The following is a 20,300-nucleotide window of genomic DNA, read 5'->3' on the forward strand; positions in this document are numbered from 1 at the left end:
TAGCAGGCCCGTCACGCTTCGCCAAACGCAGTGTTGCATTTGGGTGACGACGTGATGACGTTTTCAGACGATATCAAGGGCCAGCGCTCGGGGCGATATTCCTCAAGCAGAGCCCACAGACGGGCCGCAGTTTCAGTGTCCGGCACGCCCGGATAGTGGGAAGGGCGATAGCGCATCTGAAAAGCGCGAAGTGCACTCCGAGTGGTCTCATCGATGATATCGCTCGATGTGGTGGCAAATCCCCAGGCGGCGAGTGCTTTTTTCAGATGCGCTCTCGACGGTGGGGATGTCTCGAATCGCTGGCGGTAGCAGGCCACGCGATCGACGTCCGGCCAGGGACCGATACCTGCCCGGTGAAGGCGCTGCCAGGGAAAGACCGGCCCTGGATCGATCTTGCGGGTCGGAGCGATCTCGGCATGACTGACCACGGCGGTAGGGGCGATGTCGTGGCGGGATACGATGTCCTTGATCAGGGCGATCAAGGTGGTGATCTGGTCGCTGGGAAAGGGTGCCCATGCGAGATGTTTACCAGCCTGAAGGTCGGCAAAGCGGCCATTCGGACCCGTATTGACGATTTCGATACCAATGGAGGTGTCATTGATATTCTCTCGTCCGTTCCAACTGCTGGCGCCCGCATGCCAGGCGCGTCGTGACTCACTGACGAGCTGATAGACCGGCGGTAGGCCGCCGGCCTCTGGTTGGGGAATCAGGTAATGGCTGCTGACCCTTGGGCCGGTTAAGGCCCTGAGCGATTCGGCCTCACCGGCATCGGTGTAATGAATAACCAGATGACGCACCCGGCTTGAATGGGATGTCGCGGTGTGGCGATGATCGACGCTATAGCCGTCTCGCCGTTCCAGTGCTTGACCCGCGCAGGCGCCAAGGCTCAGCGCTAGTATCAGGATGACGACGAGTCTGCCCATGAGGAATTGGCCCAGCTCAGCGGAGGGAAGTATTGCCTGCGATTATGAGATGCTCAGCGTCTTTCGTCACGACTGCACGCGAGGAAGGCCAGCAGGGTGGCAATCGATGCTGCGCCATCATGATAGCCTGAAGTGGACAAGACGCACTGCGGCAACGTTTATCCCGATATGTGTGGTCAGGCGATTGCACTGTTCTTAAGCGTATCGGTCCGGCTGACGGCACGGCTGAGGACTTGGTTACGGCCCGCTTCCTTGCAGGCGTAAAGGCCGGCATCGGCGGTGGCAATGATGTCGTCGAGGCTGACCGGTACGCCCGACGGCGTGATGGCGACGCCGATGCTGACGGTAACCACATCGGCGGTGCCCGAGGCCTGGTGCTCAATGCCTACCGCCTGCAGCATTCCGCGCATGGCCTCGGCGAGGCGCATGGCCTCATCTTCGCCGGTATCGAGCAGTACCACCAGGAACTCCTCACCGCCCAGACGCACCACGATATCGGTGTCGCGTCGAAAGGTATCCCGCAGCACGTTAGCAATTTCGACCAGACAGTCGTCGCCTGCCTGGTGACCGTAAAGGTCGTTGTAGTCCTTGAAGTGATCAACGTCGATCATCAAAGCCGAAACGGCATGCATCCAGCGGCGGCTCAGAGGTAGGGCAATGTCGAGGCGCTGTTCGAGTAGACGCCGATTGCCAAGGCCGGTAAGCGGATCCTTGATCGCTTGTTCCTGTAGCTGTTGGTTGGTGTCGTTAAGAAGATCGATTCGCTCGGCCAGGCGCTCCGTCAGTCTTCCCTTGATGATCTGGCTATCCGCCGTGCGCTCGCCTTGACCCGATATGGAGAGGTCATCCAGATGTGAGATCAACCGCTTAAGTGGACGACGATAGATTCGCTCAACCCACCACCAGGTGATGACCGAAATGAGACCGGCCACCAAGGGCAGGAATAGCAGGGTAGGCATGAGTGTCGGCTTGTCCTTGACCGGAAATGGGGACGACGTCGATGAGGGGGAAGCCCCGACATGAATAAATGATCGGCATCGATACTCATACCTTTAGCCATGCTTTCGCATAAGGTGTGGTGGTTTTGATGAACGAGGGGCAGATTAAGTGACATCCGGCGTGAACTGCAGACTCGCCAACTGACGATAGAGCGCGCTTTCTTTCAGCAAGTCGGCATGACGGCCTGATGCCACCACTTTCCCCTGGTCGAAGACCAGCAGCCGGTCGGCGGCGATGACGGTGGCTAGGCGGTGAGCGATGACCAGGCTCGTCCGGCCGCGCATCAGGCGATCCAGTGCTTCCTGAACCACGCGTTCACTTTCTGCATCCAGTGCACTGGTGGCTTCATCGAGCAATAGCACGCGCGGGTCACGCAGCAGGGCGCGAGCGATCGCCAGGCGCTGACGCTGGCCGCCTGAGAGTTGTACACCGCCGGGCCCCAGAGGCGTATCGAACCCTTGGGGCAGGGCCTCGATGAAGGGAAGGGCGTTGGCATCCCTGGCGGCTTCACGCACCTCATCAAGGCTTGCCTCTGGGTTGCCGTAGCGAATGTTGTCGGCGGCGGAGCCGGAGAACAGCACCGGCTCCTGAGAGACCAGGCCGAGCTGAGCGCGCAGTGCCCGCGGATCGAGTTCGCGCAGGTCGATGCCATCCAGCGTCAGGCGGCCTGCCTGAGGATCGTAGAAACGCAGCAGCAGGTGCAGCAACGTGCTCTTGCCGGCACCGGAGGGGCCGACCAGTGCTATTCGCTCGCCAGGGCGGATGTGCAGATCGATACCGTCGAGCGCCGGCACGTCGGGGCGGTTCGGGTAAGCAAAACAGACGCCTTCGATACCGATGGCCCCTTTGAGCTCAGGGGGCAGGGCGCGCGGGGTTGCCGGTGCGGTAATGGCGGGGCGAGCATCGAGCAGTTCCAATAGTCGTTCAGCGGCACCAGCAGCTCGCTGCACGTCGCCCGCGACCTCGGCCAGTGCGGCCACGCCACCGGCGGCCAGCACCGCATAGAAGACAAATGCCGACAGCTCACCGGCGCTCATATCGCCGGCCAGTACGGCATGACCCCCTTGCCAAAGCATGAACCCCACGGCGGTGAACACCACCAGCATGGCAATACCTGTCAGCCAGGCTCGCTGCCGGGTACGGTCGATGGCAGTGTCGAAGGCGCCTTCGACGCGAATGCCATAGTTGCACCGGTCGATGGGCTCGTGACCGAATGCCTGCAGGGTGCGGATGCCGTTTAGCGACTCGCCGGCATAGCGGCCAAGCTCGGCGACCCGATCCTGGCTTGAGCGCGACAGGCGCCGCACGCGGCGGCCATACCAGAGGATCGGCAATAGCGTTGCGGGGATTCCCAGCAGCACCAGTGCTGACAACCAGGGCTGGGTCGCCACCATCATCACGATCGCCCCGATCAGCATCAGCAGGTTGCGCAATGCAACCGATAGCGATGAGCCGAACAGGCTCTGCAGCACGCTGGTGTCAGCCGTCAGCCGCGACTGGATCTCGCCTGCACCACCATGCTCGTCCCCCCCGGCCGTGACTGACCCCTGCTCAAAAAAGGCGGGTTCCAGGGTCAGTAGATGATCAAAGACTTGACGGCGAAGGTCTCCCGCTAGTCGCTCGCCGATCCAGGTGACCAAGTAATAGCGAAGCGCCGATGCCCCGGCAAGCAGTGCCACGATGACCAGCAACCCCAGCAGGGCCTGATTGAGGCGCGCGGCATCCTCGGCGATAAACCCCTGATCGATCACCATCCTGAGTCCCTGCCCCATCATCAGCACGCTACCCGAGGCCACCAGTAGCGAGGCTGCCGCCAGGAGCAAGCGGGTGCGGTAAGGGCGCAGCAACGATAGCAGGCGCAGCAGAATGCGGGGGTTGGGGCGCGATGTCATGGGCAAGCGTCAGTACCTTTGCACAACAGTGGGCGGGACAACGGGCAGGCAGCTAGCTCTTCTTGAGCTGGTCGCGAAGCCCCGTTGGTACCTTCTTGATGATCAAGCGGTCCTGCTCGGCGTCGTACTCGACGCTTGAGCCCAGCAGGTGCGAGTCGAAACTTATTGATACCCCGCCAGCGCGCCCCGTGAAGCGGCGAAACTGATTGAGGGCGCGTTTGTCTGGCGGGATCTCCGGTGACAGGCCGTAGTCCTGCTGACGGATGTGTTCATAGAAGGCCTTGGGTTGCTGTTCGTCGACCAGTTCTGAGAGCTCATCCAGGGTAATGGGCTCGCCACGGCTCGCCTGGTCGCTGGCATAGTCGATGACGGCATCCGTCTTCTCGCGACTCTGTTCCTCGGAAAGGTCTTCCTGCTCGACATAGTCGCTGAATGCCTTGAGGAGAGTGCGCGTCTCGCTTGAGGCGTCGACCCCTTCCTGTGCCCCGAGCAGGGCTGCGAAGTCGTCGGCCAGCTTCTTGCCGCCGCGATCACGCAGGAAGGAAAGGTATTGGCGCGACGGTGAGTCCTCCTGCCATTGGGTCAGGTTAATGCGTGCGGCAAGCGAGGGCTGAGTCAGGTTGAGTTGATTGACGGTTACGACGTTCTGGTCGTCATCGAGGCCAAAGCCCTGGCGCTGATGCAAAAGTGCAAGCGAGAGATATTCAGTGTCGCCCTGGCGTTCATGGGCGATGAGCAAATGTCCCCCCAGCGGCAGGTGGTCATCAACCAGCGCCTTGACGCGCTCGGCGAGCTCTCGGGAGAACGTCACGAAGTCCTGATCACCTACCATCAAGGACGAAAGGCGCGGGGCGAAGTCGCCGGCATCATCGCCCTCGGTGAAGCGGCCCCACGTCTTGGCCTTGCCGTGGAAGGCCTTGTTGAGGCCGGCCAGCAACTCGCTCATGGTGGGTGAGTCACTCATGGCTTCGGTGGTCGGCGTGAGGGTCGCCGGGGTGTCGCTGCCGGCCTTGTCGATGGTGTGGACGATGCTTTGAAGAATCGGCATGGAGGACCCTTGGCTCGTGCATGGGGCGCCGATGATACCGCATGATTGCCCTTGGCTGGTCCTTTCAGTGGTGGTCGGTTGTCGAGAGGGGCGTTTAGGCCAGGAGTCCCTTGCCGATCAGGTTGAGGCTCGCCAGCAGCAAAATGCCATAGGCGGCGCGACGCAAATTCTGATCGCTTAACGGGGGTGGCAAACGTCTGGCGAGTTCAGTGCTGGCGGCCACGACACAGGCTCCCACGGTACCCAGAACCATCAGCTCTGAGAGATGCTCGCCGGCGCGTCCGGGTGAGAGCAGTGCCAACCCCATGCGAGCCAGCCCCATGACAAGGAAGGCACCCAGAAGGGTGCAGCGAATCGCGAGCAGCGTCATTGGCTGGCGGTAGAGCATCATCACCAATGGCGGGCCATTGGTGGAGAAAAGCCCACCCATCAACCCCGAGAAAAGCCCAGCGAGGTGAAACTGCCAGACAGGTGATGGTGACTGACGAGGCGAGGGGGAGCGCATTAGCGCAATGCAGGCGATCAAGATGACGATTCCCAGCAGCATGCCCAGTAAGGGCGCTTGAGATTCGCCCAGCCACATTGCCAGATAGTAACCCACCGGCAGCGCGGCCAGGCCAAGCAGCAGTAGGCGTCGCATCATGGTGCTGTCGATCTCTTGCCAGCGCCCCCTGAGTGCCATGGCGTTGTTGAACAGGCTCAGCAGGGTGCATAAGAGTGCGGCACTCTCGATGGGCAAGACCTCGATGGCGGCGAGTAACCCCATGACGATCAGGCCGAAGGCAAAGCCGGTGAGCGTCTGTACATAACTGGCGAGAGCCAGCGTTGAGAAAATGGCGATGTATTGCCAAGTGTCCATGGCGAGATTCCAGGGTGTGCTTGAATCGATAGACGGTATTGTCCATGTGTGCGCTCAGGTTGGGTAGGAGCAAGACGCAGCCCCAGGATGGCAACGGCGAGATCCTGCAGTCAGAACGAGCATGACCAGGGAGTGCGACGGCTCTCTCGGTCTTGAATTCAGGGGTTAAGGCATCTGCCCAAGGGTGAAACAGCTCAATCAGAAACTGAAAATACCGAATGGGCATGTGTGTGCCATTTTTTCTTCTAGCATTTCTATGCGTGTCATCACCGCGACCCACTATACTGTTAAGGCCAACGTATTGTCCGCTCAGGCGGCTATAAGACTAACCCGATAAAGTAAGACTCTCCTGTTAGGCGGTCTCATCTTTTTTATGTTTCTCTTACTCTTTAAGGCTTGAGTGAACATGGTGATTGGTAGGTTTTACCCATGAGGTGGTCAAGGAGAGGCGAGTTATTTATGGGAGGTGTTTTTCTTCAATGATATTGAGGTGTGCCATGAAACTCATGATTATTGAGACGTCGTTGGTGCTTTGTATACTGGGCTCATCTTTGGCGCTGGCCGCAGATCGGGCAAAACCAGCCGGTGATGCCGGCGTCCAGCCAGTTCAAGAGGCTGGTATGCTGCTGGCGTCAGATTCCCGTTACCTGAATGAGCGTTCTGCGTTACTCCATAAAAAGGTCATCAGTAAGAAAGTGATGCGCAGCAGTCCGACGCGACAAGTCAGAGAAGCCAGTCCTTGGTGGCGTTAAGCGTGGCGTCGGCGTGAAGGCCGCCTTTGATGATGAGAGGGGGCTTTTTAGTCAACTTGATAGGAAGGCCCAGAAGCAAGGAGGGGTAGGGCAGGTTTAATCGATAATAAATACAGTGTGGGTGTGTATGTTATCAAGATTTAATGATTAAAGGCCGAGGCTTATTGCCTTGGCCTTTTTGCTTTTGCTGCGTTTCTTATGTCTATGTCGCTCTTCTTCCTTGACTTAGGTATGTTAGGTGGCATTGCGCTGCACTCTTCCAGTGCAGTCCGATGGTTCAAGGGAGGAAGGCATGTCGTCATCGCTACTGTCATCATCACAGAAAGGGATTCTGTGGATGTGTCTCGGCGTGTTCTGTCTCTCGGTGGGCGACGCGATTTCCAAATGGCTCGGTGAGGTGCATTCGCCGATCCAGATCATTTTCTTTCGTACACTGATATCGCTACCGCTGATTGCGTTGATCGCGCACTTCAATGGTGGACTGCGCAAGCTTTCGACCAGGCGACCCGGCGTGCACCTGGTACGCGGCCTGCTGGCGACCGGCACGATGCTGTGTTTCGTGTTTGGACTGACAGTACTGCCGCTGGCAGAAACCACGGCGATTGCCTTCGCCGCCCCCATGTTTGTGACCCTCCTCTCGGTGCCATTACTGGGCGAGCGCGTAGAAAGATTGCCGCTGATCGCCGCCGTGGTCGGTTTCCTGGGGGTGCTGGTGGTCGTGCGTCCGGGGACGGCAGGATTCCAGCTTGGCGCTTTGGTGGTAGTGGGTGCCGCGCTTTTCTACGCACTGGTGATGATCACGGCACGGCGTTACGGGGTACGTGAATACCTGTGGGCGATGGTCTTCTATGTCACGCTGGTGCCGCTGTTGGTTACCGGCGCCATGCTGCCCTGGGTTTGGCAGACACCTTGGCCGCTGCACTGGTTAGGGTTTATGGGGGCGGGTGTTTTCGGTATCGGTGCGATGGCCTGTATTACCCTGGCCTTTCGCCATGCCCCGGCGGCGCTGGTCGCCCCCTTCGACTACACCGGCATGGTCTGGGCGGTTCTACTCGGCTGGTGGTTGTGGGGTGAGATGCCCGATCTATGGGTCTATGTCGGCACCATGATCATCATCGCCAGCGGCTTGGCGATCGCTTATCACGAGCGGCGTATCAGCCTTAAGCGCCGGCCGGCATCATGATATTGAGAATGACGGCGAGTCTATCCCTCATGAATCATGTGCATCGAAAATCCGCTGACTGCGGCCCTCGGCTTTTGGGGCTTTGCTACCTGGGGATACGAGCCATCAAGAGCGCCGTTTGCTGCTGGCCAGCGCCGAGCCGGTGATTTTTTGTCACCCTTCAATGACGCTCGGCGGTAAAAGCTGGATAATGGCCGGTTTTCTGCCTTTGCTTCGCTGAAGCAACCACGTCCGGTGCCCGTTCCATGGAAATCAAGGTCAACTATCTCGATAACCTCCGGCTGGAGGCCAAGTTCGACGACTTTACCGTCATCTCGGACCAGCCCATTCGCTACAAGGGCGATGGCTCGGCGCCAGGCCCGTTCGATTACTTCCTGGCATCCTCGGCCATGTGCGCGGCGTATTTCGTCAAGGTGTACTGCAATGCGCGCAATATCCCCACCGAGAATATTCGCCTCTCGCAGAACAACATCGTCGACCCGGAAGATCGCTACAACCATATCTTCAAGATTCAGGTGGAGTTACCGGACGATCTCTCCGACAAGGATCGTCAGGGGATCCTGCGCTCCATTGATCGCTGCACGGTAAAGAAAGTGGTCCAGAACGGCCCCGAGTTCCAGATCGAGACGGTCGAGAATCTGGACGAGGATGCCCAGGCGCTGTTGATGGCAGAGCCAAAAGAGGGTGTCAGCACCTGGATCGAGGGCAAGGACCTGCCACTTGAGCAGACCATCGCCAACATGACCCGCCTCTTCGAAAACCTCGGCATGAAGGTCGAGATCGCGTCATGGCGCAATATCGTACCGCATGTCTGGTCGCTGCATATTCGTGATGCAGCATCCCCGGCGTGCTTCACCAACGGCAAGGGAGCCACCAAGGAGAGCGCGCTGGCCTCGGCGCTTGGTGAGTTCATCGAGCGCTTGAGCTGCAACTTCTTCTATAACGATCAGTTCTTCGGTGAAGAGATCGCCAACAGCGAATTTGTGCATTATCCGAATGAGAAGTGGTTCCAGCCGGGGCCCAATGACGAACTACCCGACGGCATCCTCGACGAGCACTGCCTCGAAATCTATAACCCGGATGACGAGCTGTGCGGTTCCAACCTGATCGATACCAACTCGGGCAAGGTGGAACGCGGCATCGTCTCGCTGCCCTTTGTGCGCCAGTCGGATGGCGAGACGATCTACTTCCCCTCGAATCTGATCGAGAATCTCTTTCTCAGCAATGGCATGAGTGCCGGCAATACGCTGCAGGAAGCCGAAGTGCAGTGCCTGTCGGAAATCTTCGAGCGGGCAGTGAAGCGCGAGATCATTGAACAGGAGATCACGCTGCCGGACGTACCGATGGAGGTGCTGAAGAAATACCCGGATATCCTGGAGGGGGTCGAGGCGCTGGAGGCTCAGGGCTTCCCGGTGCTGGTCAAGGATGCTTCGCTGGGCGGTCGCTTCCCCGTGGCCTGTGTGACGCTGATGAACCCCAAAACCGGTGGTGTCTTCGCTTCCTTCGGCGCGCATCCGAGCTTCCAGGTGGCGCTTGAACGCAGCCTGACCGAGCTGATGCAGGGCCGCAGCTTCGAAGGCCTGAACGATTTCATGCCACCGACGTTCAACTCGCTGGCCGTTACCGAGCCGAATAACTTCGTCGAGCACTTCATCGACTCGTCGGGGCTGCTTTCCTGGCGCTTCTTCAGCTCCAAGGCCGATCTCGATTTCTGTGAGTGGGATTTCTCGGGCACAACCGAGGAAGAGGCTGCCTGCCTGTTCGGCATGCTCGAGGAAATGGGCAAAGAGGTTTACGTGGCCGTCCATCAAGACCTGGGCGCACCGGTGTGCCGAATCCTGGTGCCGGGGTATTCCGAGGTCTATCCGGTCGAGGATCTGGTATGGGACAACACCAACAAGGCGCTGTTGTTCCGTGAAGATATCCTCAACATTCACAGCCTGGATGACGATCAACTGGCTGACCTGCTCGAGCGTCTGGAAGAGACCCAGATCGATGATCAGGAGGACATCATTACCCTGATCGGTGTCGAGTTTGATGAGAATACGGTCTGGGGCCAGCTCACCATCCTCGAGCTCAAGCTGTTGATCAATCTGGCACTTGGGCAGCTCGAAGATGCTCAGGACCGGATCCAGATGTTCCTTCAGTTCAACGACAACACCGTCGAGCGTGGGCTGTTCTTCCAGGCGCTGAATGCCGTACTCGACATTGCGCTCGACGATGAGCTTGAGCTTGAGGACTACCTCTATAACTTCACGCGCATGTTTGGAGAGACCACGATGGAGGCGGTGGTCGACTCGGTGAATGGCGATGTCCGGTTCTACGGTCTGACGCCGACCAGCATGCAGCTCGAGGGGCTGGAAAAACATCACCGACTGATCGAGAGTTACAAGAAGCTGCACGCGCATCGTGCGGCCCTGGCCGGTCAGCAGTGAGCCGTTAGCCCCTTTTTTATAACACACGCTGGAAAGCCCCCTTGCCGGCTAAATGAACCGTCCAACTATTGGGGGTCAGTTCATTACCTGGCGAGGGGGCTTTTTCATTTAAGAAAAACGGCAGTTGCCCTTGCCAAGACCTTAAGGCAGGTCTTGCAGCGGGCGGGGAAATGATGGACAACGTTCATTTATCTTACATATCCTTACATTCTTTGGTGCGGTTGACGCACTCAAGTGCGAGCGGGCTCAGGCCTGAACACAGAATTTGAGATGCAATATCTGATCTTTTAGGTTATGTATTGTATTCATGTCACATTCCTATCAGCATCGAAAGCACGGCCACGATCCACGCCAAGGGCAACGTTTCTGCCGTCGGACCCCATGTGGAACTCACAAGTGGCTATTGGATCTTGACAAAGATCCAAAGCGTTAGCGCGACTTCAGCGTGGATAGTCAAGTCTTCTCTCAACCAGATGCTTCTTGGAGCACGCAAAAGGATGACCTAAGTCCAGTGGAGTGAAATGGCTAGGCTGCAAGCTCACCCAATAAATAGGCGGAATCATCTACTTGTGCCTTCATGGTCTGTAGCAGAGGGATGTCAACAAAAATATCAAGAAGGTCCATCATCTATCGATTGACGCTGTTCCACTCATAGCCTGGATCCGCCAGCGCAGGGGGATCTTAAAGCTTTAAGGCTATCGGTCGATGATCATAAGAGCCTTTGAGTCGTATGCCACTCAACCCAGGGAGGGAGCAGAGGATGCCATTTCAGGAGGCAGGCGCTCGACACATTGGCGTAGCGAAGTATGTGCAGAGAAGTTACACCGCTATGGCCAATCAGATCGGCTGGGTGGTGATCGTGAGCGGCGCTCTGGTTTTGCTGTCTTGGCTCTTTGATTTTGAGTCAGGAAAGCGTGTACTGCCTAACTTCGAGTCGATGAAGCTCAACACTGCCCTGTGCTTTATTGCCTGTGGCCTTATGTTGAAGTGTAAATCGCCGTTCGTGACGGCGCCGGTTAGCCTTGCTATCTCAGGGGGGCTCGCGTGCTTTGTTCTCGTGGTATCGGGGCTAACCCTTGTCGAGTACGCCTTTGGATGGCGACTCGGTATCGATAATCTTGTGGTGAGAGACGAGACTACGCTAGCGAGTCATTGGCCAGGGCGAATGTCGGTTGGTACCGCATTGTGCTTCATCATGCTCGGCGCCGGCTGGCTGGCGAGCTTGTTATCTTGGCGTCTCTCAATCCTGGCCACGCAACTCCTCGCCCTTGCCGTGATCATGATCAGCTGCGTGGCATTAATCGGTTATGTCTTCGGTATCCAGCATTTCAGTCTGTTTATTTTTTCTACCATGGCGCTACATACGGCGGCTCTGTTCGTGCTGTGTGGGGCGGGAATGCTGTTGGTGCACCCTGAAGATGGGCTGATGCGCTCAGCCACGAGTCCGTATGTGGGTGGCCGTACCTTGAGACGCTGGCTACCGTTCATCTGTATCACGCCAGTTGTCACAGGGTGGCTGAGCCTGCAGGGCGTAACAGCTGGCCTCTATACAGAGGCCTTTGGTTTCGTATTGAGTAGCCTCTCCAGCATTTTGGTATTGGGTTTTGTCGGTTGGGTAGGAGCCGATGCGCTTAACCGTGAAGAAGAACGTTTTCGCTCGACCATAGACTCCAGCCCTGTGGCGACGATCATGGTCGATGAGGATGGCATCATCCGTATGGCCAATCGTCTCGCGAACACGGTATTTCGTTACCCGGATGGTCACTTGGTGGGGCTGCCGGTGGAGCGCCTGATACCCAGCAGATTCCGCTCACATCATGCGGGCTATCGGAATGAGTACATGTTCCACCCTGAGCAGAGGATCATGGGGGCAGGGCGAGAGCTCTTTGCCATGCGACATGATGGCACCGAATTCCGGGCTGAAATTGCCTTGAATCCGGTGAGAACGGCCGATACGAACTATGTCATGGCGGCGATCGTGGATATCACCGAGCGGGTAGAGTCAGAGCAAAAAATTATGCGCCTCAGCCGCATTCATAAAGTGTTGAGTGGTATCAATACGCTGATCGTGCGAGCCCAAACAAGTGAGTTGCTGTGCGATGAGGCCACGCGTATTACGGTCGAAGAAGGCGAGCTACCCGCTGCGTTAGTCGTGCAGTACGACAGCGAGTCGGGTCGTTACGAGACGCTGCATGCTTACTCAATGGATAGCCGGCTTGATACTCGGCACTTGTCTGACGTTGAAATAGACGCCCTCAGACAATGCCTGGAGCGAAAAAGCGCGGTAGTTCGCAACGATCTTGCAGACCAAAAAGCCAATGACGATTCGCTGAATCTGGCCGAGGTGGGAATAGGGGCTTTGGCAGCCTTTCCTCTGGCCTCGCTTGATCACCGTCTGGAAGCCGCTTTTTTGATTTATCGGCGCGAGCCGTTTTCCTTCGATCAGTCCGAAATGACACTGCTACAGGAAGTGGCTGGCGACATCTCGTTCGCGATCGAGAACTTGGCCAGGAGTCAGCAGCTCGAGTATCTGACGCACTTTGATAACGTCACAGCGTTGCCGAATCGTCTGTTGCTGACCGACCGGCTTCAACAGGCGATATTACAGGCAGACAGTTACCAAAGCATGGTCAGCATTCTGTACCTGGACATCGACCGGTTCAAACAGGTCAATGATAGTCTCGGTCACACTGGCGGTGACGATGTACTCCGTCAGGTAGCACAGCGGATCAGGTCCTGTGTGACCAAGGCCGACACGGTATCCCGCTGGGGGGGGGATGAATTCATCGTCCTGCTCCCCGAACACAGTATCGCTGATGCCGCCGAGGTCGCTAATACCATCACTTCCGCACTACATTCGCTTATGGTTCTTGACGATGGTCGGGAATTGTTCGTCTCGTGCAGCATCGGCATTGCTGAGCACTCGCCTGATGGCGGAGACACTGATTCACTGATCAATAATGCCAGAGACGCGATGACCGGCATTAAGGAATATGGAGGCAACGACTATCGGCATTTTGTGCCCGATAGTAGAGGGCTGCCTTATGACGGTCTCGCGTTTGAAACCTCATTGCGGCATGCCTTAAGCCAGGAACAGTTTCAGCTTTACTACCAGCCTCAGATCGATATCGCCTCTCGCGAGGTAGTGGGTCTGGAAGCTCTTCTGCGCTGGCATCATCCGACACATGGCATGGTGTCTCCAGATCACTTCATACCCCTGGCTGAGAGGACAGGGCTGATTGTGCCCATAGGCGAATGGGTACTGCGTGAGGCATGCCGAAAAGGTGCCGCCTCGCCTGGGCTTAAAATGGCAGTGAACCTTTCAGCCCGGCAGTTCCACCAAGAAAACCTTGTCGCCGTGATCCACCAGATCCTGGAGGAAACCGGCTTGCTGCCGGCTAACCTGGAACTGGAGATCACGGAAAGCACACTGATCTACGATGTGGAATCGGCCATCGCCACGATGACGCAGTTGATCAATCTCGGAGTGAACATTTCCCTGGATGACTTCGGTACCGGCTATTCAAGCTTGAGCTACCTGAAGCGCTTTCCGATTCATACCCTCAAGATCGACAAGGCCTTTGTCGCCGAAGTTAACACAGATTCGGACAGTGAGGTGATCGTCAACACCATTATTGTGATGGCGCATAGTCTGGGGTTGAACGTTATTGCCGAAGGTGTGGAAACCGACGAACAATTAGAGAAGCTCAGGGAGCGCGGGTGCGATCAGGCCCAAGGGTATCTGTTTTCTCGGCCATTGCCTTATCAGGAAGTGATTGACGCAATGCGCATCTGATTGGATGGCCTTGTCGGCGGCCAAATGACCCCGGTCGTCAATCGTCCAAACATTAGCGGGTCGTATGGGTACTGTTGAGTCGCTTGATGGGTTTGAAATTCCGGCGCTGGGACGAGCCACTCTTGCGCTGCATCATCTTTTTGCATCCATAGTCACTAATGGATATGTTGGTTACACAAGGATGCTTGCGGCCCATGGATAACTACACTTCAGGAGCTCAGAGACTACCGCATGGATGGCAGGATGCCATTACCGGCAGGGGCGGTAGCGTGGGTGCCGCCGAGTGAGAGCCTATCGTTCGTGTTCTGGACGCAGAGGTGCCGCTTGCGGTGTGGCCCGCTCTGACGGAGCAAAAGGACAGTGTATCGAGTCGACATAGGTTTTATCGGTCTGAGGACTTTGATGTATCACCCGCAGGTCCTCTGCGCGGGCCCAGTCGTGCTTGGCGAGTAATATTTAGTGAAAGGTTTTTTGTCGTTAAGCATGATGATCTATAAATAGAATGCCTGAAATGAAGTTCTGTAAAAATAATTTAACACCCGAATGAAAAAAGGCTGACCAGCATGTATATTATACCTACAGAAGCTATTGGGAGCATTCCTAGAACTGAGAAGTTGATGCTGGCTCAGCAGCAATTTGATAGCGGTGAGCTTGATTCAGTAACCATGTCTGCCTGTTACGACGAGGCAGTTCAAGAAACTATCCGAGAACTTGAGGCGACAGGGTCGCCGATCATTAGCGATGGTGAACAGCGAAAAACGCATAGCTTTGCGACTTACTCGGTGGAGGGGGGCGAAAATTTTGCCCCTGATGGTCTTGAGATTCCTTTTCAGGATGGGCATGTAAGGCGCTTGCCGCGCTTAACTTCTGGGCCTTTTCGCTTCACTTCGTACGGATATGAGACCTTGCCGATAGCCAAGGCCTTCACGAACATGCCAATAAAGCAGGCAATTATATCAGTGTCGGCCTTGAGTCTCTTTTATCCCCTGGAGAATCTGCCCGGTTATAGTCGAGAAGAGTTTTTAAATGACTTGGTGGATGAGCAGGAAAAAGAAATTCGAGGTTGCTTCGCTGCCGGCGCGGAGAGGGTGCAAATTGATTTCACTGAAGGGCGGCTGGCCATAAAGCTTGACCCAAGCGGCAGTTTATTGAATTCTTTTATTGATTTAAATAATAGGGTTTTTTCTCGCTTCAGCGTGGTTGAGCAGCAGAATATAGGCATCCATACTTGTCCAGGAGCTGATCACGATTCTACCCACAGCGCTGATGTTGATTATGCTGAGCTACTACCTAGCCTGTTTGAGTTAAAAGTAAGTAACTTTTATATTGCGATGGCTGCTGAGAAAAACCCTGATCGTGCATTAAGAATTGTCGCCCGATACCTGAAGCCAGAGCAGCGTGCTTTTATCGGGGTGATTGATGTCAATGCTCCTGAAATTGAAACGGCCGAGGAGGTTTGCTCCCGGGTGCTCGCTGCAGCACAGCATATTCCAATAGAACAATTGGGCACCACCGATGACTGCGGCTTCTCACCATTTTGCGATGATATGTCGACGTCGCGTGAAACGGCTTTTGCAAAAATTCGCGCCCGGGTGCAGGGCACAGCAATGGCGGCAAAACAACTGAATATTGACCGTGGGGGCCATGATGGGTGAGCAGCCTCTTTTCAGTCAGAGTTTTGCGGTTTTTGATGCAGACCAATACCTGGTGGACTGGACGCCAGGTTTTGCTGAAGAATTTGCCGATGCCGCACCGCTCTTGGTGCAGGGCATTAGCGCGCAGGATATTTTTGCCGCCTGCCTGCTACCCGAGCGAGCGCTGGATCTGTCATGGGCAGCCAGTGGCTCAAAGCCCCATGCGTTTGAATACATCAACAGCCGTCAGACGGTGTCAGTCACGCAAGAGCTGAGTGTCAGCGGTTGCATTTTACGATTCGCACAAAGCACCAAGACGGTGCCACAACTTCATCCATCCATGCTTGATGACAGTACCGAGCTATTGCGTTCCACTGCGCTACAGATTTCGGCTTCAGTTCGCAAACAGCGTGAAGCGGAAACGGCTCGGTTGAATGAACTGGCGCTTACCGATGGGCTCACCGGCGTTGCAAACCGACGTTATTTTGACGAGGTGCTCAACAAAGAGTGGCAGCGCTGTAAACGCAGCCGTTTGCCGTTATCGGTGATTTTTGTCGATATCGATTTTTTCAAGCGTTACAATGATTATTATGGTCATAATTACGGTGATGTTTGTTTAAAATCGATAGCTGCCGCGCTTAAAGGATGTGTTAATCGTCCCGGCGACCTGCTCGCGCGTATTGGGGGAGAAGAGTTCGTTTGTTTGTTGCCAGAAACCGACTTGGCCGGCAGTGAAGATAAGGCTAAAAAGCTGGAGTGGGCAGTAAGATCGCTGGCTATTCCACATGCTAAATCAGGTCTGGTGCCAGTCGTGACGATCAGCGTTGGGGTTGCCACTGTAGAGCTGATCAATGGAGATGATGCTTATGCATTGGTCAATGCTGCCGATCAGCAGCTCTATGCAGCCAAAGCCGATGGCAGGGGGTGTGTGCGCTCGATAGTGTTTCGTGAAGCTTGACTTTCTTTGGGTGATTAACCCTGTTGAATTTAAATTAAAATAATATTTTCTCTTTTTGTTTATGCTTTCTAGTTTTTTTAGGTCTTGTTGGAAGGCACTTGTTCTCGTGGGCTGACTCGCGCTCAGTCATCGTTATATAACAGAAAGTGATAGCCATTGCTTGGTGCGTAAAGGCAATATACCGTTTACTTTTGTTCTTGTTTTTAAATGGCCACTGATCTTGTGAAGAGAGCTCTCTATTGCTCTTTCCAGGTCATGATTCATGTTTTTTCTGATCTCTCTCAAGCGGGCAGTAGGTTGTATCTATTAGATGATCATCTCGTGCAGGATGTTGTAAATACTTGCACTTGGCAAGCGGGTACCCTGTTAGCGATTACTCAGGTCTTTGTGTCACCAAGCTTTAACCTGAGCCAGGCATCAAATCCCTGGGAAAATACATGTTCATTAATATAAAGCCCTGAGCCAATAAAACTGGCTCGGGGGCTTTTCGTTTGCAGCGGCGCCATCACCTCTCACCGTATGCCACACCCGATATGGAAGAGTTGCGACGCTCGCGGACCCAAGACCCTATACGCCAGGGCGAGCGACGACCGTGATTAATCGACGGGTGGGATCTATAAGTACGTTCGCATACGCTTGACTGCTCAAGATTGCCTAGACGATCAGGCGGAATACCAACATCGCCGGAACACCGAGACTACTGCATGGATGGCAGGACGCCATCGCCACATGCCCAGGTAGGGGCGGTAGCGTGGCCGGTTACTTTACTGCTTCTCCCCCTCTTGTGAAGAGTTACTACCGCCATGAAGAAGCAATACCTGTTGTTCATCTTGATGTCAGTGCTCGTCTCCGGTTGCACCAATGTGGCCAGTGATATCACCAGAAACATTGAACAAATACCTCCTCCGCCCTTGGAGCCTAGTGCCCTGTTCTCCACCGCAAGCGAATTTTTTGCCAAGGCGGGATATCAGTGCAGAATAGACGATGAATACCCCATCCTTGGCTGTACCAAAGAGCTTCGTGACCTCTACGTCCATCAAACCACTGGCGTAGTGGAAATCTTTCCGGGCGATGAAAAGGAGGCGGATTATATTCTGGTAACGGAGCGTTGGGACGAGGGGCTGATTCCAGGTGAGTTTATTTCTGGCCGTTTCAGCAATGTAGATGTCGAGCGTTTTTGCGATTATCTACGGGAAGAAGGGCTGGCGGTATGCCGCGCCAGTTCATAAGGGCTTCAGCGGCGGTGAATTATCGATGTACAAGGACACCTGGCGCAGATGGGGTAAGGATTGATGCGAGGACGCATTGCGGTTTGGAAAGATGACAGAGGGTTTGGCTTCATCAACCCCGACTCGGGTGGTGAAAGGCTATTCTTTCATGTCAGCGGCATGGTGCGTGGTGCATCTCGACCCTCAGTCGGTGATAACGTCTCCTATGACGTAACCACGGCGTCAGATGGTAAGGCACGCGCCGTCAATGTGCGCCCCGCTGGTCTTGATGCCGTCTCTGGGGTGTTGATATCGAAGCGAGTGCTCCTTTCAGTCGTCGCGCTCTCAGCCATTCCGGTTTTGTGGTGGTTCGTTGCAGCGGGCGAGTTCCCGGCATTCCTATTGTGGGTTTTTGCTGGAATGAGCGCGGTAACGTTCGTCTTGTATGGCCTTGATAAATGGGCCGCGAAACGCGAGGCTCAGCGAACGTCTGAAAATACACTTCATTTCTGTGCATTGTTAGGTGGCTGGCCTGGTGCGCTACTGGCGCAACAGGTGTTTCGGCATAAATCAAGCAAGCGGCCTTTCCAACTTAATTTCTGGTTTACGGTGGTACTCAACTGCGGTGTTCTTGGGGTGGCGGGGTCAACCACCGGCGCGGCATTCATTGGGAAGATTCTTGAAATATTGTGAATAAGGGCAGGGTTCTTGATGATAGGTTGCGCCATGGGGGCTGCAAAAGGTGTCACTAATCACGCGGGACTCGACACGTAGGGACTACTGCATGGATGGCCGGATGCCATCGACCACATGCTCGGGTAGGAGCGGTAGCGTACCTAGCTCCTCGCTGTAAAGAGTCTGCCACCCCGGGGATACGTGCACCGGTGAATATCCCGCCTCGGCTGCCGGGCTATTTTTCGAGTTGCTCATTCCTAACGTATCTCGCCAAGGGCGGCGACGTATCGCAAGCGTGAGTGCTAACCCGTAAGGCAGTTCAATCACCGTCAGGAAAGTGGAAATGACGCCTGAGTTCCGACAAGCGAAAAACAAGGAATTTGTTGAACGGCTGACTCGCCAGAATATGGAGCCGTACTATCAAAAGATGGGGATTAATTGGGATCAGGAGCTATTTGATCAGAACTGGGAAGAGTTCGATAGCTACGAGATCATCTTGGGTGACAGCGCGGTGGGTGTCTTGCGGTTGAGTCACGATGATATGGCTTATTACATTCGTGATCTACAGATAAGGCCGGATTGGCAGGGCAGGGGATTAGGCTCCCAGGCTATCAGTTTTGCCAACGGCATTGCCCAGAAAGCAGGAGTTAGTCTACTTCGGCTTTGCGTGTTCAGCATGAATCCCGCCGTGGCGCTTTACGAACGGTTAGGTTTACGAGTATGTAAGACGGAAGGTGCTGTTCACTATATGGAGCTAGAACTTTCCTGATGGGGTCAGACTGCTGTCGGCAAGGTGTTCCAGGAAAGCCTTCACTTCAGGGGCACCCATGCTGGCGGGGTGACGTACGCCATGGAAACGAATGTAGTAGCGTATCCAGTAGCAGTAGGTCTTCTCGGTACGCGGGCTGTAGCGTTTTACCCGCATGGTGGCCTTCACACGATCCATCAGCTTGGGTGGTCTGCTCTGCGCGTCCATACGTTGCTACCCGAGTACATGGATGTTCATACAGTATTATTGGATCTGGCAAATCGCGCAAGCGCGCGAATTCTGCATAGGTAGCCGAGCGATGCGTAGGAGTGTTTGATATCAATGGGTTAGTAGAAGATGGCGCGCTCGTTTATTGACTTGAACGTGCCGGCGCGTTCAAGTCAATAAACGAGCGCGCAGTCTAATCACTGTTAACCATATCGAAGGAGACTTAGATGCCATGGAAAGGTCAAAAACTATTGCTCATAGGAATTGCAATAGTTCTGCTTTGCGCTATGGCCTTTCTTTTTGGCGTAGCCTTCGGTGCCTCAAGCGATCTAAATGCATTTAAAGATACGATACTTCCAGTCCTTTCAACGGTAGGGACATGGGTTTCCGGGATAGGGGCTCTTGGTGCAGTGTTGGTTGCATTGTGGCTTGCAGAAAAGCAGCGTCAAAGAGACAAAGAATCGCTAAATATAGATTTTGATTTCGTTATTTTCCCTTGGGTAATGAACCCCGTGCTGGCCATTTCTGCGGTTTCTGTCGGGAACAGGCCCTCAAACATCCACTCAATCTCAATCTACAGTGAAAATGCAGAAGCGAGAATGGCGCTTGTAAGGTTTATGGAGGGCAGTGCTGCCCTGCCGACGATGATCGGTTACGGAGAAAAAGTAGCGTACTTTTGCGAGACTGGATTCGATCGTCATATTGCGGCGTACTTGAAACGCCATGCGGATGGCAGCGCAAAGGGGCTTTCTCTGACCGTGAGCACGACCACTGAAAATTTCAATTTTGTTCCCTCTAATGCGCTAAAAAAGCATTTTGAACAGCTGGTTCCGGAGGTTGACGCAGCTCCTTCCCGGGAAGATGAAAATGGTTAACAAGTGGGTGAAGCCGACCGGTACTACGCTGCGCTCCATCCCGGCGGCTTACCCAAGGCGTTAGCCGTCCAAGTGCTATTAAACCAA

General features: G+C 55.2%; 17 protein-coding genes. 10 read left to right on the forward strand and 7 right to left on the reverse strand.

Annotation, left to right across the window (positions count from 1 at the left end; translation table 11 throughout):
* Window positions 1-11: 11 nt before the first annotated feature.
* From ETC27_RS06835 to ETC27_RS06855, 5 genes are all read right to left on the reverse strand, one after another.
* The gene (locus ETC27_RS06835) at window positions 12-923 is read right to left on the reverse strand and encodes an N-acetylmuramoyl-L-alanine amidase (protein ID WP_136254268.1); all 912 of its coding nucleotides are present in this window, start codon (window positions 921-923) and stop codon (window positions 12-14) included.
* Window positions 924-1,099: 176 nt separating this feature from the next.
* On the reverse strand, window positions 1,100-1,882 hold the full coding sequence (locus ETC27_RS06840; RefSeq protein ID WP_136254269.1) for a GGDEF domain-containing protein: 783 nt from the start codon (window positions 1,880-1,882) through the stop codon (window positions 1,100-1,102).
* Between the two features lie 144 nt (window positions 1,883-2,026).
* Complete coding sequence (locus tag ETC27_RS06845) at window positions 2,027-3,814, reverse strand: ABC transporter transmembrane domain-containing protein (RefSeq protein ID WP_136254270.1); 1,788 nt, start codon at window positions 3,812-3,814, stop codon at window positions 2,027-2,029.
* Window positions 3,815-3,866: 52 nt separating this feature from the next.
* A complete protein-coding gene (yejK, locus tag ETC27_RS06850) occupies window positions 3,867-4,862 on the reverse strand; it encodes a nucleoid-associated protein YejK (protein ID WP_136254271.1) in 996 nt (331 codons plus the stop codon).
* Window positions 4,863-4,956: 94 nt separating this feature from the next.
* On the reverse strand, window positions 4,957-5,721 hold the full coding sequence (locus ETC27_RS06855; RefSeq protein WP_136254272.1) for a sulfite exporter TauE/SafE family protein: 765 nt from the start codon (window positions 5,719-5,721) through the stop codon (window positions 4,957-4,959).
* A gap of 497 nt (window positions 5,722-6,218) precedes the next feature.
* Here ETC27_RS06855 and ETC27_RS06860 point away from each other — a divergent pair, with 497 nt between their 5' ends.
* From ETC27_RS06860 to ETC27_RS06895, 8 genes are all read left to right on the forward strand, one after another.
* Window positions 6,219-6,473 (forward strand): hypothetical protein, encoded by a 255-nt coding sequence (locus ETC27_RS06860; protein WP_136254273.1) that lies wholly within the window; start codon window positions 6,219-6,221, stop codon window positions 6,471-6,473.
* Between the two features lie 292 nt (window positions 6,474-6,765).
* A complete protein-coding gene (locus ETC27_RS06865; RefSeq protein WP_240724839.1) occupies window positions 6,766-7,656 on the forward strand; it encodes a DMT family transporter in 891 nt (296 codons plus the stop codon).
* A 245-nt stretch (window positions 7,657-7,901) separates the two neighbouring features.
* Complete coding sequence (locus ETC27_RS06870) at window positions 7,902-10,091, forward strand: OsmC domain/YcaO domain-containing protein (protein ID WP_136254274.1); 2,190 nt, start codon at window positions 7,902-7,904, stop codon at window positions 10,089-10,091.
* 760 nt (window positions 10,092-10,851) lie between these two features.
* Window positions 10,852-13,887: a sensor domain-containing protein gene (locus tag ETC27_RS06875; RefSeq protein ID WP_136254275.1), complete on the forward strand. Its 3,036-nt coding sequence runs from the start codon at window positions 10,852-10,854 to the stop codon at window positions 13,885-13,887.
* A 563-nt stretch (window positions 13,888-14,450) separates the two neighbouring features.
* The gene (locus tag ETC27_RS06880) at window positions 14,451-15,542 is read left to right on the forward strand and encodes a cobalamin-independent methionine synthase II family protein (protein ID WP_136254276.1); all 1,092 of its coding nucleotides are present in this window, start codon (window positions 14,451-14,453) and stop codon (window positions 15,540-15,542) included.
* Window positions 15,532-16,479 (forward strand): diguanylate cyclase, encoded by a 948-nt coding sequence (locus ETC27_RS06885; RefSeq protein WP_136254277.1) that lies wholly within the window; start codon window positions 15,532-15,534, stop codon window positions 16,477-16,479. The genes ETC27_RS06880 and ETC27_RS06885 overlap by 11 nt, the downstream gene beginning before the upstream one ends.
* A gap of 803 nt (window positions 16,480-17,282) precedes the next feature.
* The gene (locus tag ETC27_RS06890; protein ID WP_136254278.1) at window positions 17,283-17,708 is read left to right on the forward strand and encodes a hypothetical protein; all 426 of its coding nucleotides are present in this window, start codon (window positions 17,283-17,285) and stop codon (window positions 17,706-17,708) included.
* A 63-nt stretch (window positions 17,709-17,771) separates the two neighbouring features.
* Window positions 17,772-18,380, forward strand: coding sequence for a DUF1294 domain-containing protein (locus tag ETC27_RS06895; protein ID WP_136254279.1), 609 nt, complete (start codon window positions 17,772-17,774; stop codon window positions 18,378-18,380).
* A gap of 84 nt (window positions 18,381-18,464) precedes the next feature.
* Here the strand turns inward: ETC27_RS06895 and ETC27_RS17260 are convergent, their stop codons facing one another.
* Window positions 18,465-18,617: a hypothetical protein gene (locus ETC27_RS17260; protein WP_168709032.1), complete on the reverse strand. Its 153-nt coding sequence runs from the start codon at window positions 18,615-18,617 to the stop codon at window positions 18,465-18,467.
* A gap of 88 nt (window positions 18,618-18,705) precedes the next feature.
* Between ETC27_RS17260 and ETC27_RS06900 the strand changes: the two genes are divergently transcribed.
* Window positions 18,706-19,131 carry a GNAT family N-acetyltransferase gene (locus ETC27_RS06900; RefSeq protein ID WP_136254280.1) on the forward strand — a complete coding sequence of 142 codons (426 nt, stop codon included), beginning with the start codon at window positions 18,706-18,708 and terminating at the stop codon, window positions 19,129-19,131.
* Here the strand turns inward: ETC27_RS06900 and ETC27_RS06905 are convergent.
* Window positions 19,117-19,338 (reverse strand): site-specific integrase, encoded by a 222-nt coding sequence (locus tag ETC27_RS06905; protein WP_136254281.1) that lies wholly within the window; start codon window positions 19,336-19,338, stop codon window positions 19,117-19,119. The genes ETC27_RS06900 and ETC27_RS06905 overlap by 15 nt on opposite strands.
* A gap of 227 nt (window positions 19,339-19,565) precedes the next feature.
* On the opposite strand from ETC27_RS06905, the gene ETC27_RS06910 reads away from it, so the two are divergent.
* Window positions 19,566-20,213, forward strand: coding sequence for a hypothetical protein (locus ETC27_RS06910; RefSeq protein WP_136254282.1), 648 nt, complete (start codon window positions 19,566-19,568; stop codon window positions 20,211-20,213).
* The last annotated feature ends 87 nt before the right edge of the window (window positions 20,214-20,300 follow it).

The sequence above is a fragment of the Onishia niordana genome (genome assembly GCF_004798965.1).
Lineage (GTDB): Bacteria > Pseudomonadota > Gammaproteobacteria > Pseudomonadales > Halomonadaceae > Onishia > Onishia niordana.

Coding starts and splice junctions, on each gene's coding strand:
- ETC27_RS06875 (WP_136254275.1), top strand. CDS start 10,852: ATGCCATTTCAGGAGGCAGGCGCTCGACACATTGGCGTAGCGAAGTAT.
- yejK (WP_136254271.1), bottom strand. CDS start 4,862: ATGCCGATTCTTCAAAGCATCGTCCACACCATCGACAAGGCCGGCAGC.
- ETC27_RS06900 (WP_136254280.1), top strand. CDS start 18,706: ATGACGCCTGAGTTCCGACAAGCGAAAAACAAGGAATTTGTTGAACGG.
- ETC27_RS06910 (WP_136254282.1), top strand. CDS start 19,566: ATGCCATGGAAAGGTCAAAAACTATTGCTCATAGGAATTGCAATAGTT.
- ETC27_RS06865 (WP_240724839.1), top strand. CDS start 6,766: ATGTCGTCATCGCTACTGTCATCATCACAGAAAGGGATTCTGTGGATG.
- ETC27_RS06845 (WP_136254270.1), bottom strand. CDS start 3,814: ATGACATCGCGCCCCAACCCCCGCATTCTGCTGCGCCTGCTATCGTTG.
- ETC27_RS06905 (WP_136254281.1), bottom strand. CDS start 19,338: ATGGACGCGCAGAGCAGACCACCCAAGCTGATGGATCGTGTGAAGGCC.
- ETC27_RS17260 (WP_168709032.1), bottom strand. CDS start 18,617: ATGAGCAACTCGAAAAATAGCCCGGCAGCCGAGGCGGGATATTCACCG.
- ETC27_RS06885 (WP_136254277.1), top strand. CDS start 15,532: ATGATGGGTGAGCAGCCTCTTTTCAGTCAGAGTTTTGCGGTTTTTGAT.
- ETC27_RS06860 (WP_136254273.1), top strand. CDS start 6,219: ATGAAACTCATGATTATTGAGACGTCGTTGGTGCTTTGTATACTGGGC.
- ETC27_RS06870 (WP_136254274.1), top strand. CDS start 7,902: ATGGAAATCAAGGTCAACTATCTCGATAACCTCCGGCTGGAGGCCAAG.
- ETC27_RS06835 (WP_136254268.1), bottom strand. CDS start 923: ATGGGCAGACTCGTCGTCATCCTGATACTAGCGCTGAGCCTTGGCGCC.
- ETC27_RS06855 (WP_136254272.1), bottom strand. CDS start 5,721: ATGGACACTTGGCAATACATCGCCATTTTCTCAACGCTGGCTCTCGCC.
- ETC27_RS06840 (WP_136254269.1), bottom strand. CDS start 1,882: ATGCCTACCCTGCTATTCCTGCCCTTGGTGGCCGGTCTCATTTCGGTC.
- ETC27_RS06880 (WP_136254276.1), top strand. CDS start 14,451: ATGTATATTATACCTACAGAAGCTATTGGGAGCATTCCTAGAACTGAG.
- ETC27_RS06890 (WP_136254278.1), top strand. CDS start 17,283: ATGAAGAAGCAATACCTGTTGTTCATCTTGATGTCAGTGCTCGTCTCC.
- ETC27_RS06895 (WP_136254279.1), top strand. CDS start 17,772: ATGCGAGGACGCATTGCGGTTTGGAAAGATGACAGAGGGTTTGGCTTC.